Origin of the sequence: Micromonospora sp. NPDC050686, assembly GCF_040654475.1 — a bacterium.
Taxonomy (GTDB): Bacteria; Actinomycetota; Actinomycetes; order Mycobacteriales; family Micromonosporaceae; genus Micromonospora.
This window is the reverse complement of the sequence record NZ_JBFAID010000029.1, coordinates 40,716-54,175: the sequence shown is the minus strand read 5'-3', so window position 1 is coordinate 54,175 and position 13,460 is coordinate 40,716. Positions and strand designations below refer to the sequence as shown.

The following is a 13,460-nucleotide window of genomic DNA, read 5'->3' as shown; positions in this document are numbered from 1 at the left end:
CCCGGTCGATCAGCGATCGACCGGGGCTCGTCGGTTCGGCCGGATCAGGCCAGGTCGAACCGGTCGAGCTCCATCACCTTGGTCCAGGCGGCGACGAAGTCGCGGACGAACTTGTCGCGCGCGTCCTGGCTGGCGTAGACCTCCGCGAGGGCCCGCAACTGGGAGTTGGAGCCGAAGATGAGGTCGACCGCGGTGGCGGTCCACTTCACCTCGTCGGTGGCCACGTCCCGGATCTCGTACACGTGCTCCTCGGACTCCGACGCCCTCCACCGGGTGCCCGGGGAGAGCAGGTTGGCGAAGAAGTCGTTGGTGAGCACGCCGGGCCGGTCGGTGAGCACGCCGTGCGACGTGCCGCCGACGTTGTTGCCGAGGGCACGCAGGCCGCCGATGAGGACGGTCATCTCGGGCGCGGTCAGGTCGAGCATGTAGGCCCGGTCGACGAGCAGCACCTCCGGCTGGGTCTTCTCACCCGGCCGCAGGTAGTTGCGGAAGCCGTCGGCGCGCGGCTCCATGACCCGGAACGACTCGACGTCGGTCTGCTCCTGGGTGGCGTCGGTGCGGCCGGGGTGGAACGGCACGGTCACCTCGACGCCGGCGTCCCCGGCCGCCTTCTCCACAGCGGCCGAGCCGACCAGCACGATCAGGTCCGCGAGCGAGATCTGGGCGCCGCCGGCGGCGTTGAACTCCCGCTGGATGCCCTCCAGAGTGGCCAGGACCGTGGCGAGCTGCTCGGGCTGGTTGACCTCCCAGTTACGCTGCGGCTCGAGTCGGATCCGGGCGCCGTTGGCGCCGCCGCGCTTGTCGGTGGAGCGGAAGCTCGCGGCCGAGGCCCAGGCGGTGGAGACCAGCTGGGCGGTGCTGAGGCCGGAGTCGAGGACCTTCGCCTTGAGCGCGGCGACGTCGGCGTCACTGACCAGCGCGTGGTCGACGACCGGCACCGGGTCCTGCCAGAGCTGGGGCTCCGGGACCCACGGCCCGAGGAAACGGCTGACCGGGCCCATGTCGCGGTGCAGCAGCTTGTACCAGGCCTTGGCGAACGCCAGCGCGAACTCGTCCGGGTGCTCCAGGAAGCGGCGGGAGATCTTCTCGTACGCCGGGTCGACCCGCAGCGACAGGTCGGTGGTGAGCATCGTCGGCTTGTGCTTCTTGGCCGGGTCGTGGGCGTCCGGAATGATCGCCTCGGCGTCCTTGGCGACCCACTGCTTGGCGCCGCCGGGGCTGGTGGTGAGCTCCCACTCGTAGCCGAAGAGGATCTCGAAGAAGCGGTTGCTCCACTGCGTCGGCCGGTCGGTCCAGGTCACCTCGAGGCCGCTGGTGATCGTGTCGCCGCCCTTGCCGCTGCCGTGGGTGCTCAGCCAGCCCAGGCCCTGCGCCTCCAGCGGGGCGCCCTCCGGCTCCGGGCCGACGTGGTCGTCGGCCACGCCGGCGCCGTGGGTCTTGCCGAAGGTGTGGCCACCGGCGATGAGGGCGACGGTCTCCTCGTCGTTCATCGCCATCCGGCGGAAGGTCTCGCGGATGAAGTTCGCCGCCGCGGCCGGGTCGGCGTTGCCGCGGGGACCCTCCGGGTTGACGTAGATGAGTCCCATCTCGGTCGCGCCGACGCCGGCCGTCATCTCCTTTTCGGAGGCGTAGCGCTCGTCGCCGAGCCAGGCGTCCTCCGGGCCCCAGAAGATCTCCTCGGGCTCCCAGACGTCCTCCCGGCCGAAGCCGAAGCCGAAGGTCTTGAAGCCCATCGACTCCAGGGCGACGTTGCCGGCGAGCACCAGCAGGTCGGCCCAGGAGATCTGCTGGCCGTACTTCTGCTTGACCGGCCAGAGCAGCCGGCGGGCCTTGTCCAGGTTGGCGTTGTCCGGCCAGCTGTTCAGCGGGGCGAAGCGCTGGCCGCCGTCGCCGGCGCCACCGCGGCCGTCCTCGATGCGGTAGGTGCCCGCGGCGTGCCAGCTCATCCGGATCATCAGGCCGCCGTAGTGGCCGAAGTCGGCCGGCCACCAGTCCTGCGAGGTGGTGAGGGCGCCGGTGATGTCCCGCTTGAGGGCCTCGACGTCGAGCTTGGCGAACTCCTTGGCGTAGCTGAAGTCCGGCCCCAGGGGGTTGCCCTTGGGCGACTGGGCGTGCAGCACCGAGAGGTCCAGCTGGTTGGGCCACCAGTCCCGGTTGGTGCGCGGCCGGCCGCCGGTCTTCGGGGTCGGCGAGTCGATCGCCGGGTTCTCGCTCTCGCTGCCGTGCGCGGTCACCGAGTCGTGCGCGACCGGGCAGCCGGCCGCCGCCTTCTGGTCCACGCCCTGCGCACTGGACGGGGCGTTGTCCTGGGTGTCGCTCATGTGTTTCCTTCCGAGCTGGCGGATCACTGGGACGTGCGGGCGGTCGCGCAGTCGGGGCAGGTGCCCCAGTAGACGACCTCCGCCTCGTCGACCACGAAGCCGTGGTCGTCGGAGGCGGTGAGACAGGGTGCATGGCCGACGGCGCAGTCGACGTCGGCGATCGCGCCGCAGCGGCGGCACACGACGTGGTGGTGGTTGTCGCCCACCCGCAGCTCGTACCGCGCGGTGGCCCGGGCGGGCTGGATGCGCCGCACCAGCCCGGCGTCGGTGAGCGCGCGCAGCACGTCGTACACCGCCTGGTGGGATACCGTGGGATGATTCGCCCGTACCAGGGCGATCACCGCGTCGGTGTCGGCGTGCGGGTGGTCGCGCAGCGCGGCGAGCACCGCCAACCGGGGCCGGGTCACGCGCAACGAGACCGCCCGGAGCTGGGTCTCGAAGCCGGACGTCATGCCACGAACATAGCCCACTCTTTTGGAATCGATCAAGTTTTCGGCGGATCTCGGCGGGTCCGGACCCTCGTCGCACCGGCGCGACCGCACACCGGATGCCGCCGTATCCTCCTGGCGTGGGACTATGCTTCGCGACCCGCCCGTCCGACTCCGCCTGGGTCGACAGGGTGTGGACCTGCACCAGCGACCGGGTCGCGGAGATGACCTCCGTCGCGACGGCATGCTGGGGCCTGGTGTTCTGGTGGCGCGAGGGCCGGGCGTACGCGGCGGTCTCCGGCCCGGAGACCAGGACCCGCACGGCACCGGTGCCGGAGGGCGCGACCTTCGTCGGCATCGAGTTCGTGGTGGGCACGTCGCCGCGGGCCGTTCCCACGCCGCACCTGGTCGACGCCGGCACCGAACTCCCCGACGTCACGCGCCGGACCTTCGGGCTGGGCGGGGACCGCTGGGAGACGCCCGGCGCCGACGACGTCGAGGCCCTGGTCGACCGGCTCGTCCGGGCCGGCGCGGTGGTCCGTGACCCGCTGGTCGCCGAGCTCCGCCGGGGCCACCGGCCCGCGGTATCGACGCGTACCCTCGAACGCCGGTTCCGCGCGGCGACCGGCCTGACCCAGGGCGCGGTACGGCAGATCGAACGCGCCCGCGGCGCGTCGGCGCTGCTGGCCGCCGGGGTCCCGGTCGCCGACGTCGTCGCCCGGCTGGGGTACTTCGACGAACCGCACCTGGCCCGCGCGCTGCAGCGGTATGTCGGACGTACGGCGGGGCAACTGCGCGCGGGCGACGGCGGTGCGCTCGGCCTGGACCTGGGTCAGCCGACCACGTCGTAGATCAGCTTGACGATGCCGTTCGGGTAGGCCGCGGACTCCCGCAGGCTCAGCATCTGCTTGTCCTTGTCCGCGTCGCTGAACAGGCCCTTGCCCGCGCCGAGCAGGACGGGGAAGACGAGCAGGTGGTACCGGCTGATCAGGCCGGCGTCGGCCAGCCGGCGGGCGAGCTCCGCGCTGCCGTGAATGAAGATCGCCCCACCCGCGCTCTTGCGGAGCGCGACGACGTCGTCGATCGAGCGCAGGATCCTCGTCGGCCCCCATCCGTCGACCAGGGCGTCCTCGGGCAGGGTGCGCGAGACCACGTACTTGGGCAGTTCCTTGTAGTCGGCGTGGTCCGCCGAGTCGCGCCAGATCGGGGCGAACGCCTCGTAGCTGCGGCGGCCGAACATCAGCGCCGTGGTCTCCGCGAGCTCCTCCCCCTTGAGCGCGAAGGCCTCGGGCAGGAACTCGACGTCCTTGACCACCCAGCCGCCGCTGCGATGCTCCTCGCCCGGCCCACCGCCCGGCGAGTCCACCACGCCGTCGAGCGACATGAACCCGGTGTAGACCAGATCACGCATATCTGTTGTTCTCCTCCATGCCAGGCGACAGGGTTCGCCGAGGTTGATCGACAAGCCGGCCGGCACGCCACGAGGCCCACCCGTGGCGGTGTCCGGGCCGATGCCGATGCTAGGGATCGCCCGGCCCCGCCGTCTTGTACGGAAACGACGGCGGCCCTTCGTCTCGCCGTCCCCCTCAGGGCAGGGGAACCACGTAGGAGTCGACGCGGGCGATGCGTCCGGCGCGGAAGGTGAACAGGTCGTTGAAGGCGAAGCGGAACGGCCCGTGGTCGACGCTGGCCCCACGGCCCTCGCCCGTGGCGACGACGACGCGGCCGTCCTCGTGGACGCGCGCGCCGCACCGCCACGTACGGGCGAGGCGGCCGGTCGGCCTGCCCCCGCCCGATCCACTGCCAGCTGGGGTAGACGACATGCCGCATTCCGTCGCCGGGGTGGCGCCCGGAGTTCACGGTTTGCGGGCGACGACCCCGACGAAGGTGTGGTAGGTGTCGGTCTGCTCCGGAGCGGCCGTGCCCGGCTCCGGGCGCCACTCGGCCAGAGGCACCAGCCCGGGCTCCACCGGCGTCAGGCCGTCAACAAAGGCGAGGATCTCCTCGTCGGTGCGCCAGCGGCCGGTGCCGAGCGACTCGTTGAAGATCCGCTCGACCTCGCGTGCCTTCCGGGAACCATCCGGGTCCCGCGCACCCGGGTCCCGGAAGTGGGAGATCGCCACGTAGCTGCCGGACGGCAGGGCGTCGATCAAGGATGCGGCCACCGCTCGCGGGTCCTCGTCGTCACCGACGTGGTGCAGGATCGCGAAGAGCAGCAACCCGACCGGCCGGTCGAAGTCGAGGAACCGGCGTACGTCCGGGTGGTTCAGAATCTCCTGTGGTGACCGGATGTCCGCCTGGATCACCGTCGCGATGCCGTCCGTGGCGAGCAGGGCCCGCCCATGCGCCAGGACGATCGGGTCGTTGTCCACATACACCACCCGGGCCTTCGGGTTGTGCTCGGTGGCGACCTCGTGCACGTTGCCCTGGGTGGGCAGCCCCGACCCGATGTCGAGGAACTGGTCGATGCCTGCCTCGGTGACGAGGAACCGGATCACCCGACGCAGGAAGGCCCGGTTCGCCTGGCCTGCTGCCGGCCCGTCCGGTGTGATCCGCAAGGCGTGCTCGGCGACCTTGCGGTCGATCTCGAAGTTGTCCTTGCCGCCCAGAAAGTAGTCGTACACCCGGGCGACGCTGGGGACGCTGGGGTCGATGCCGGGCGGTGCCGCCTTGTCACGGGTCACAGGGCGTCTCCATTCAGGTCGGTCGGCGCCCGTCGGAACCTGCGGACGGTTCCGGCGGTGCGGGCAGTGTATCCATCTCCGCCGCTCCGTTGGCACCGCTCCCAGCCGGCCTCGGTGACCACGGCAGTTGCCGACCGGTACGCCGATCCGCCGACGCGACGGCGGCGACAACCGACGGGGGCGGCTGTTGCCGCCCCCGTCGGCGGTGCGGTTACCGGGCCGCGCAGGTGAGGGTGGGTGTGGAGTTGGTGCCGCTCCAGGCGCCGTTGAAGCCGAAGCTGGTGCTGGCGTTGGCGCTCAGGGCGCCGTTGTAGCTGACGTTCGAGGCGGTCACCGACGATCCACTCGAGGTTATCGACGCGTTCCAGGAACTGGTGATGCTCTGGCCGTTGGGCCAGGTCCAGTTCACCGTCCAACCGGAGATGGCGGCGTTACCGGCCCGCACGGTGACCTCGGCGCCGAAGCCACCGGACCACTCGTTGGTCTTGCGGTAGGTGGCGGTGCAGGCCCCGTTGCCGGCCGGCGGCGGGGTGGTCGGCGGTGCAGTCGTGGGGGGCGGAGTGGTCGGCGGCGGAGTGGTCGGCGGCGGAGTCGTGGGCGGCGGAGTGGTGGGCGGCGGGGTGCTGCCACCACCGAAGATAACGTCGCTGCACAGGTAGTACGACTGGTCGAGGTGGGACGCCTGCCAGATCGTGTAGACGACGTGCCGCCCGGTGCGGTTGCCCGCGTTGACCTGGGCCTCGTACAGCCCGGTCGTCGGGTAGCTGCCGGTGCGCAGCACCAGTTCCAGGCTGTTCCAGGTGAGCGGTTGGGTGGCCGGATCGAAGCCCTGCTTGGTGATGTAGATCAGCAGATAGTCGGCGCCGTGCTTGGCCCCGTCGGTCAGCGTCAGCTTGAAGTTGTTCGGCATCGGCTTCGCGGTCCACGCACCGACCGCGTCCAGCGAGCCGTACAGGCCGCCCTGGGTACGACCGCCGCTGCACAGCTGTCCGTCCGGGGTGGCTGCCTGGTGGTTGCCACCGACGCCCTCGCGGAACAGGCCGTTCCAGTTCCACATGGTGTTCGGGTTGGCCTGCCAGGCCTGCCAGCACATCGGATCGCTCTGGGCCATGGCGGGGTTGAGGTGGTCCGAGCCCCAACGTTCCCAGCAGCCGTAGTTGCGCGACGGCGGGTTGGTCACGGATCCGTGCGCCGAGGCCGGGCCGGCCTGGTTGACGACGACCATCGTGAGCGCGGCGACGAGCACGGTGACCGCGCCGAGCCCTAGACGGCGTACTGTTCGTGAGAGTGTCATAAATGCTCCAGCTGGTCCGCCGACGCCGGTTTCGCTCGCCGGGATGCCCAACCCGTCGAGGAGCCCACGCCGATCGGTTTCGGATGGAAAATGGCGGGTGGCACTGCTGTGCTGCCCGCGACGACCTGACGGCTCCCAGCCGCGATCGTACTCGATTGATCGGGATGCGTCGATATGGCCGAACCATCGGACGGTGCCGGCGTCGACCAACCGCGCGACGTGCCGGGCCGCCGACCGGCGGAGCCGCGGCCCGTGACCGGCCGCCGAGACGGAGGCCCGGTCCCGGCGTGCGCCAGTCCGAAGATCAGTTCCCGCACTTCCGGATCACCAGCAGGGTGGACGGTTTCTCAAGCCGATCATGGTCGTCCTCCGTCGCGTGCGGGCCGGCCGACGCCGGGCGACGTCAGCCAGGACCGGGCAGCGGCGCCGGACGTGACGGGCCCTTCCGGTCACGGACCACGCGCGGTGTCCGGGCTCAGACCCGGATGGGTACGGCGACTCAAACGGCGACGACGGGCCGCCAATACGTAGGCCCATGACTGAAGCCCTGGGCCGTGGCCGCGCACGGCTGCCGGAGACCCGACGCGGCGACCTCGACCGCAGCCTGATCGGAAACGGTCACACGCGGTTCGCCGGCCGCCACTGCCCGGGTCGGAAAGCTCCGCTCCGGAGGCACCGGTTTGCGCGCGCGGCATGGCGTTCCCATTCCGGTCACCGACGGCCGGTTCCGCTGGGGCCGGTCGGGATGGCGCCGGTCGCGCGAGAGACTTGTCGAATTCGGTTGGGGTGGCGCGGACCTGGCCTGGGCGCAGGACGTGCACGGCGAGATGGTCGGCGCCGGGCTGGCCGAGGTGGCCACGATCACCCACTCGCAGAGCTGGCCCGGTGGCTCCCCCGGGGCGTCGCTGTACGAGACGAACTCCCGCCGGCTGGAACCGCAACTGCTCGACGCGGGCCTGTCGCCGGGGCAGCTGGACGGGTTCCGCCGGCTGCAGCGGGACCCGGCGTTCGGCGTGATGTCGTACCAGTTCGTGTCGACACGGGGCCGGCGACCGGTGGCGTGGTCGTACCCGTGACGCGGGAGCACAAGGCACGGAGACGCGACCCGTGGGCCGCCGAGGTGCTGGTGTCGCATCGGCACCTCGGCGGCTGCGGGAGGCTCAGGCGCCGCCGGCGAGGTCGCGTCGGCGGAACGCCGTCGCGGCGACCTGGACCAGCAGCGCCGCGAGCAGCGTCAGCACCACGACCGCGACGGCGTTGATGTCCTCCAGCGGGTACGCGCCGATGTGCTCGAACGGTGAGAGGCGCAACGCGGCGTCGGGGATCTCCAGGATCGGAGCGAAGTAGCCGGCGATCAGCCCGTAGCCGGGGACCACCCAGATCACCGGCAGCGCCCTCGGTGCGACGGCGTAGAACAGCGCCGCGGCGGCGAGGACGAGCCAGACCGCCGGGGTGTGGGCGAGGTGGCCGAGCAGCAGTTGGCCGATCAGCCCCGCGTCGCCCGTACTCGCCGCCGCCCCGACGCCCATGCCGAGGCCGGCGGTCAGCAGCAGCCACGGCACGCCCAGGGCCGCCACGGCGACGTGGCTGCCGAGCCACGCCCGGCGGCTCACCGCCGTGGCGAGGACCGGCTCCACGCGGCCCTCGGTCTCCTCGCTGCGCAGCGCCTGCACGGCGAGCACCGCGTAGACCCCGACGGCGAGGGCCATGGTCAGCCCCATGGTGCCGAGGTAGCCGGCGAGCAGATTCGCCGAGCCGCCCATGACGGCGAGCAGGTCCTCGGGTGCGTCGGCGAAGCCGTCGAGCAGCGGCTGGGTGAACGAGCCGTAGGCGAGGCCGGCGACCAGCAGCGCCGCGCTCCAGCCGATCAGGCTGGCCCGGTGCAGCCGGAACGCCAGTGCGAGGGGGCTGGCCAGCCAGGCGGCGGCCCGGGGCGGGCCCGGGCGGGGCGGCACCAGACCGGCGCCGAAGTCCCGGCGGATCGACAGGGTGTAGCCGGCCGCGCTGGCCGCCACCGCGAACCCCAGCGAGATCGCCAGCGGCCACCAGCGGTTGTGGACGTACGGCGCGGTCTGCTGGGACCAGCCGATCGGGGACAGCCAGGACAGCCAGGACGGGCCACTGCCCTGCACCGCAGCCATGTCCCCCAGGCCGCGCAGCACGAAGGCCGCTCCGAGGGCGGCTCCGGCCGTCCCGGAGGCGGCCCGTGGATACTCCGACAGTTGAACGGTGACCGCGGCGATGCCCGCGAAGGCCAATGCCACCGCGGCCACGGAGACGCCGAAGAGCAGGGAACCCCGCACGCCGAAGCCCCGGCTGGCCATCATCGCGCCGATCAGGACCGCGACCAGCACCGCCATCACCGCGGTGAGCGTCAAGGCGGCGGTGAGCTGGGCGTGCCGGCCGACCACACTGGCCCGGATCAGCTCGGCTCGGCCGGACCGCTCCTCGACACGGGTGTGCCGCACCACGGTGAGCAGGCCCATCAGGCCGGCGCCGATCGCCACGTAGAGGCCGTACTGGCCGGCGAGGAAACGCTCGAGGGTCAGGTCGTCGAAGCCGAAGCCCGGTCCGCCGAACAGCGCTCCGGCCGGGCTGCCGGAGAACGCGGTCAGCCCTCGCAGATCCTCCGGGCTCTGCACGATGGCGTCCAACGCGCTGGCGAAGTACGTCATCAGCAGCGTCAGGCCCAGCGTCCACGCGGGAAAGCGAATCCGGTCGCGGCGCAGCATGAACCGCAGCAGGGTGCCGGTCCCGGTGACGGCCATTCCCCGGTCGGCGAGGGCGGGCTTCGGGCGGCTGATCGTCGTCGCGCTCATCACGCCACCTCCGCCGGGGCGTCGTGCGTCCGCTGGTTGCCGTAATGACGCAGCAACAACTGCTCCAGGGTCGGCGGCCGGACGGTCAGACCCTGCACGCCGAGGTCGCCGAGTTGGCGTACCACGGTGGCGAGGTGGTCGCCGTCGACCTCGAAGCGGACGTGGCCGTCCCCGGTGTGCAGGCCGTGCACGCCGGGCAGGCCCGCGAGGGCGTCGGCCGGGCGGTCGGTGATCGCATCCACCGAGGTCCGGGTCAGGTGCCGCAGGTCGGCCAGCGAGCCGGTCTCGACGATCCTGCCCTGGCGGATGATCGAGATCTGGTCGGCGAGCACCTCGACCTGGGCGAGGATGTGGCTGGACAGCAGCACGGTGCGGCCGGCGTCCTTGGCCTCGCGGATGCACTCCTGGAACACCGCCTCCATCAGCGGGTCCAGTCCGGCGGTCGGCTCGTCGAGCAGGAGCAGCTCGACGTCGCTGGCCAGCGCCGCGATCAGGGCCACCTTCTGCCGGTTGCCCTTGGAGTAGGTACGGCCCTTCTTGCTCGGGTCGAGGTCGAAGCGTTGGCACAGGTCGTCCCGGCGGACCGGGTCGGTGCCGCCGCGCAGCCGGGCGAACAGGTCGATCGCCTCGCCGCCGGTCAGGTTGGGCCACAGCTCCACATCGCCGGGCACGTAGGCGAGCCGGCGGTGCAGGGTGACCGCGTCCGCCCACGGGTCACCGCCGAGCAGCCGAACCTGGCCGGCGTCGGCACGCAGCAACCCGAGCAGGATCCGGACGGTGGTGGACTTGCCGGCACCGTTGGGGCCGAGGAAGCCGTGCACGGTGCCGGTGTCGACCCGCAGGTCCAGCCCGTCCAGCGCTCGTACCCGGCCGAAGGATTTGTCGACGTGTTGGATGTCGATGGCAGCAGTCATCGTCGTAGACCTCGTTCGAGGAAAGCCCAGCCCGGGGCTGGGGTCCGATGTCGTCGAATCGCGAAGGCTCGCGGAAGAGGAAGGGGCCACGCGGGGGCGTGGTGACTAGCGTGCGGCGTCGGCCGCGTCGTCACCCGGTGGCGGGTCCGGGACGTACATCAGGTACTCGTCGAGCATCGACCGGTCGACGAGCAGCCCCTCGGTGAACAGTTCCAGAGCCGGCAGCGCGAGGTCGTCGATGTAGCGGCGGAACAGGGCCGCAAACTCCTCCGGCGTGGCGTCGGCCCCGTGCAGGGTGAACCACAGCACCATGCTGCCGGTGGCCTGGTAGGCCAGGTAGCGCGTGCGGGCGGCCCGGTCACGGCTGGGCCGGAGCACCCCGGCCGCCTCACCGGCCGCCAGATACGCCTCGGCGTCGCTGATCATGTGCTCGACCAACGTGGCCGCCAGCTCGCCGCCGGCCTGCATGCTGCGCAACAGGTACTGCACCATCGGCGCGTACCGCTCGACCTGGGCCAGCTGTGCCAGCAGCGTCGTGCCGGTGCCGTCGGTCAGCGCCTTCGCCTTCTCCCCGCGGACCACCGCAAGCACGTGCTCGTCGCAGGCGCGCCGCAGCCCGTCCTTCGAGCCGAAGTGGTGCACGATCAGACCGGCGGTCACCCCGGCGTCGGCGGCGATGGTCCGCAACCCGACCCGAAAGCCGTCGCGGGCGAATCGGGTGATGGCGGCGTCCCGGATCCGGCCCACGGTGGCGAACTCGCCCCCGCGACCGACCGAAGCCACGCCTGCCGACGTCATGACACCAGATTAAACACTCGTTCAACCGGGGCGCAAGACGCGCGGATGCCGACGCCGGAGGAGCGGGCGCCGTGCGTGGGCCGGCCGGCCTGATCCTGGTGGTGCGCAACGTCGGAGACGTCCGGCGGCGACATCGCCGCGACAATGGCAGAAACGCCGACGAAAGGGCGACGTCAGGTGTCGCGGATGAAGGTTCCCTTTCTCGACCTGCGGGCGCCGTACGTCGAGCTGCGCACCGAGATCGACGCGGCCTACGCGCGGGTGATGCAGTCGGGCTGGCACGTGCTCGGGCCCGAGGTGGCAGCCTTCGAGGCCGAGTTCGCGGCCTACTGCGGGGCGGCCCACTGCGTCACGGTCGGCAACGGATGCGACGCGCTGGAGTTGACGCTGCGCGCCCTCGACATCGGACCGGGTGACGAGGTGCTCGTGCCGGCCCACACGTTCGTCGCGACGTGGTTCGCCGTGACGGCGGTCGGCGCCCGGCCGGTCCCGGTCGAGCCCGACGAGAAGACGTTCACCATCGACCCCGGGTGCGCCGAGGCGGCCGTCACCTCGCGAACCCGGGCGATCATCCCGGTGCACCTGTACGGCCAGCCGGCCGACCTGAGTTCGCTGCGCGCCGTCGCGGCCCGGCACGGCCTGGCGGTGGTCGAGGACGCCGCGCAGGCGGCAGGGGCCCGCCATCGGGGTGACCGGATCGGCGCCGGTTCGTCGGCGGTCGCCTTCAGCTTCTATCCGGCCAAGAACCTGGGGGCCGCCGGTGACAGCGGCGCGGTGGTCACCGACGACGCGGCGCTGGCCGACCGGCTCCGGCTGGTGCGCGGCTACGGCGCCCGGGAGAAGTACCGGCACGAGGTGATCGGCACGAACTCCCGGACCGACGAGCTGCAGGCGGCGATCCTGCGGGTCAAGCTGCGCCGCCTGGACGACTGGAACGCCCGTCGGGCCACGGTCGCGCAGCGCTATCTGGACGAGCTGGGCGGGGCCGGCGACCTGCTGCTGCCGGCCGTCGCCTCGTGGGCGGAGCACGCCTGGCACCTGTTCGTCGTGCGCACCGGCCGGCGGGATGAGCTGCGCGGCCGGCTCGCCGCGGCCGGCGTCGAAACGATCATCCATTACCCGACGGCGGTGCACCGCTGCGCGGCGTACGCCGAGCTGGGCTGGCCGCCGGGGGCCTTCCCGCTCGCCGAACGCCTGGCCGCCGAGGTGCTGAGCCTGCCGATCGGTCCGCACCTCTCCGGCGAGCAGGCCGGCGCCGTGATCTCCGCCGTCCGCCGGGCCTGCTGACACCCGGCGGACGGCGGTCGGCGCCCCGACTGCCGCCAGCGGTCCGGTGACTATCGCCAGACGCCGACGAACAGCCCTCGGCCCGACGGTCCGCCGTCGAGGTACTCCACGGTGCCGCCCGCGCGACGGAAGGCGGCCTCGTACTGCTCTCGGGTGAAGAGCGAGATGATCAGCTCCTCGGTGAAGTGGCGCAGCCCGGCCTCGGCGTCGGCGACGGTGAAGTGCGCCGAGACGCGGGACGCGGCGCCCTCGCGGCTGGAGTGGGACACCCGTCCGATCACCCGCCCGTCGGTGTGGATCACGTCGCCGGTGACGTAGCCGTCGGCGAAGGTCTCCGGGAACCACCACGGCTCGACGATCACCACCCCGCCGGGGTGCAGGTGAGCGGCGAAACAGGCCAGGGTGGCGTCCAGCTCGGCGGGGGTGCGGGCGTGGCCGATGGAGCTGAACAGGCAGGTGATCGCGTCGAAGCGGCGGTCGAGGTCGAAGGAGCGCATGTCGGCCTGGTGCATCGTGAGCCACGGTGACCTGCCGCGCCCCGCCGCGATCATGTCGCCGGACAGTTCCAGGCCCTCGACGTGATCGAAGAGGTCGTCGAAGTGGCGCAGATGTTCCCCGGTGCCGCAGGCGACGTCCAGCAGCGAGCCGGCGTCGGGGTGACGCTCGTGGATCAGCCGGGCCACGCCCTGCGCCTCGGCGGCGTAGTCCCGGCCTCGGCCCCGGTAGATGGTGTCCCAGATCTCGGCCACTTCACTGTCGTACATGTCGCGACTCCCGCTCGGCGTCACAGTTGCTCGAAGGTAATGGCGATTGCAGGATATCGATGACGGGACCCGTGGTATTCGGGTGCGGGCGGCATTCCGTGTACAGCGCATTCTGGGAGAAGGTCGCGCCGCAATCATGGAGATGTGCGGC

13 protein-coding genes and 1 pseudogene are annotated in these 13,460 nt (G+C 71.8%); 3 read left to right on the top strand and 11 right to left on the bottom strand.

The window, feature by feature from the left end:
* Positions 1–44: 44 nt before the first annotated feature.
* Together katG and AB0H57_RS19325 are read right to left on the bottom strand one after the other, a co-directional pair.
* Positions 45–2,321: a catalase/peroxidase HPI gene (gene katG, locus AB0H57_RS19330; RefSeq protein WP_357508236.1), complete on the bottom strand. Its 2,277-nt coding sequence runs from the start codon at positions 2,319–2,321 to the stop codon at positions 45–47.
* Between the two features lie 23 nt (positions 2,322–2,344).
* The gene (locus AB0H57_RS19325; protein ID WP_357508234.1) at positions 2,345–2,773 is read right to left on the bottom strand and encodes a Fur family transcriptional regulator; all 429 of its coding nucleotides are present in this window, start codon (positions 2,771–2,773) and stop codon (positions 2,345–2,347) included.
* Positions 2,774–2,889: 116 nt separating this feature from the next.
* On the opposite strand from AB0H57_RS19325, the gene AB0H57_RS19320 reads away from it, so the two are divergent.
* Positions 2,890–3,600 (top strand): helix-turn-helix domain-containing protein, encoded by a 711-nt coding sequence (locus AB0H57_RS19320; protein ID WP_357508232.1) that lies wholly within the window; start codon positions 2,890–2,892, stop codon positions 3,598–3,600.
* Here the strand turns inward: AB0H57_RS19320 and AB0H57_RS19315 are convergent.
* From AB0H57_RS19315 to AB0H57_RS19300, 4 genes are all read right to left on the bottom strand, one after another.
* Positions 3,582–4,160: a dihydrofolate reductase family protein gene (locus AB0H57_RS19315; RefSeq protein WP_357508230.1), complete on the bottom strand. Its 579-nt coding sequence runs from the start codon at positions 4,158–4,160 to the stop codon at positions 3,582–3,584. The two genes, AB0H57_RS19320 and AB0H57_RS19315, sit on opposite strands and share 19 nt — an antisense overlap.
* Positions 4,161–4,335: 175 nt before the next feature.
* Positions 4,336–4,572 carry a hypothetical protein gene (locus tag AB0H57_RS19310; protein WP_357508228.1) on the bottom strand — a complete coding sequence of 79 codons (237 nt, stop codon included), beginning with the start codon at positions 4,570–4,572 and terminating at the stop codon, positions 4,336–4,338.
* Between the two features lie 33 nt (positions 4,573–4,605).
* Positions 4,606–5,433, bottom strand: a complete 828-nt coding sequence (locus AB0H57_RS19305) for an SAM-dependent methyltransferase (RefSeq protein ID WP_357508226.1) — start codon at positions 5,431–5,433, stop codon at positions 4,606–4,608.
* 211 nt (positions 5,434–5,644) lie between these two features.
* Complete coding sequence (locus tag AB0H57_RS19300) at positions 5,645–6,727, bottom strand: lytic polysaccharide monooxygenase (protein ID WP_357508223.1); 1,083 nt, start codon at positions 6,725–6,727, stop codon at positions 5,645–5,647.
* 680 nt (positions 6,728–7,407) lie between these two features.
* Between AB0H57_RS19300 and AB0H57_RS19295 the strand changes: the two genes are divergently transcribed.
* Positions 7,408–7,803: a hypothetical protein gene (locus AB0H57_RS19295; protein ID WP_357508221.1), complete on the top strand. Its 396-nt coding sequence runs from the start codon at positions 7,408–7,410 to the stop codon at positions 7,801–7,803.
* An 84-nt stretch (positions 7,804–7,887) separates the two neighbouring features.
* Here AB0H57_RS19295 and AB0H57_RS19290 read toward each other — a convergent pair whose 3' ends face one another.
* The 4 genes and pseudogenes from AB0H57_RS19290 to AB0H57_RS19275 all read right to left on the bottom strand — a co-directional run.
* Positions 7,888–9,546: an ABC transporter permease gene (locus AB0H57_RS19290; RefSeq protein WP_357508219.1), complete on the bottom strand. Its 1,659-nt coding sequence runs from the start codon at positions 9,544–9,546 to the stop codon at positions 7,888–7,890.
* Entirely contained in the window at positions 9,546–10,460 is a 915-nt protein-coding gene (locus AB0H57_RS19285) for an ABC transporter ATP-binding protein (protein WP_357508217.1), read from the bottom strand. The genes AB0H57_RS19290 and AB0H57_RS19285 overlap by 1 nt, the downstream gene beginning before the upstream one ends.
* Before the next feature lie 105 nt (positions 10,461–10,565).
* Positions 10,566–11,042 (bottom strand): hypothetical protein, encoded by a 477-nt coding sequence (locus AB0H57_RS19280; protein ID WP_357508270.1) that lies wholly within the window; start codon positions 11,040–11,042, stop codon positions 10,566–10,568.
* A gap of 30 nt (positions 11,043–11,072) precedes the next feature.
* Positions 11,073–11,258: pseudogene (locus AB0H57_RS19275) on the bottom strand (helix-turn-helix domain-containing protein); the annotation flags it as partial.
* 186 nt (positions 11,259–11,444) lie between these two features.
* Here AB0H57_RS19275 and AB0H57_RS19270 point away from each other — a divergent pair.
* Positions 11,445–12,545, top strand: a complete 1,101-nt coding sequence (locus tag AB0H57_RS19270) for a DegT/DnrJ/EryC1/StrS family aminotransferase (protein WP_357508215.1) — start codon at positions 11,445–11,447, stop codon at positions 12,543–12,545.
* A gap of 50 nt (positions 12,546–12,595) precedes the next feature.
* On the opposite strand, the gene AB0H57_RS19265 is transcribed toward AB0H57_RS19270, so the two are convergent.
* Positions 12,596–13,309, bottom strand: a complete 714-nt coding sequence (locus AB0H57_RS19265) for a class I SAM-dependent methyltransferase (protein WP_357508213.1) — start codon at positions 13,307–13,309, stop codon at positions 12,596–12,598.
* Positions 13,310–13,460 lie beyond the last annotated feature (151 nt).